The organism is Mesorhizobium sp. M2C.T.Ca.TU.002.02.1.1 (assembly GCF_003997225.1).
The window spans coordinates 1-946 of sequence record NZ_RZTO01001322.1; the positions used below are offsets into that span (position 1 = coordinate 1).

Annotated in this window: 1 protein-coding gene and 2 pseudogenes; all 3 read right to left on the minus strand. The window is 61.9% G+C overall.

What is annotated here, in order from left to right:
- A pseudogene (locus EOD07_RS35820) lies at positions 1-82 on the minus strand (peptidylprolyl isomerase); the annotation flags it as partial.
- Positions 83-112: 30 nt separating this feature from the next.
- Positions 113-610, minus strand: coding sequence for a peptidylprolyl isomerase (locus EOD07_RS35825; RefSeq protein ID WP_245470625.1), 498 nt, complete (start codon positions 608-610; stop codon positions 113-115).
- A 111-nt stretch (positions 611-721) separates the two neighbouring features.
- Positions 722-946 (minus strand): annotated as a pseudogene (locus tag EOD07_RS35830) (phosphopantetheine adenylyltransferase); the annotation flags it as partial.

The following is a 946-nucleotide window of genomic DNA, read 5'->3' on the forward strand; positions in this document are numbered from 1 at the left end:
GCTCGGGATACATCTCGATGACGACCTGGCCCTTGGTCGTCTCCATGATGAGCGCGTTCTCGCGATCCTTGATCTCAGCCATGTCAGAAAATCCTTTTGAAAATTGAGGGAGTTATTTGCCGTCGGCGGCGATGCGAACCTTGATCATGCGGTCGGGATCGGTGACCGTGCCGTTGTCGGCCTCGTCGCCCTTCTTGATCTTGTCGACGAGTTCCATGCCGCTCTCCACCTTGCCGACGATGGTGTACTGGCCGTCGAGGTTCGGCGCCGGCGCGAACATGATGAAGAATTGCGAGTTCGCCGAATTCGGGTCCTGCGAGCGGGCCATGCCGACCACGCCGCGCGTGAACTGCTCGCTTTGCGAGAACTCGGCCGGCAGGTCGGGAAGATCGGAACCGCCGGTGCCGACGGCTTGCGGGTCGAACCCCTTCTTCATGTTGCCGAACTTGACGTCGCCGGTCTGCGCCATGAAGCCGTCGATGACGCGGTGGAAGGCGACATTGTCATAGGCGCCATCGCGCACCAGCTTCTTGATCTGCGCGACATGCTTGGGCGCCAGATCGGGGCGCAGCGCAATGGTCACGTCGCCGTCCTTGAGCGTGATGATCATGGTGTTTTCCTTGTCGGCGGCGAAGGCCGGCCCGGATGTCGCGAAAAGGCCGGCAAGCACGACAAGGAACGAAGCGAGCTTCTTCAGCTGCATGAGGATCTCCGGGAAAGCCTATCTGGTGAACTTGGCGTTGAGCGCGCCGGCGACGGCCGCTGGCACGAATGGGCGGATATCGCCGCCCATCGAGGCAATCTGGCGCACGAGTGTGGCGGTAATGGTGCGCACCGAGGGGCTGGCGGGGAGAAAAACCGTCTGCAATTCCGGCGCCATCGTCTCGTTCATGCCGGCCATCTGCATTTCGTAGTCGAGGTCGGTGCCGTCGCGCAGTCCCCGGAT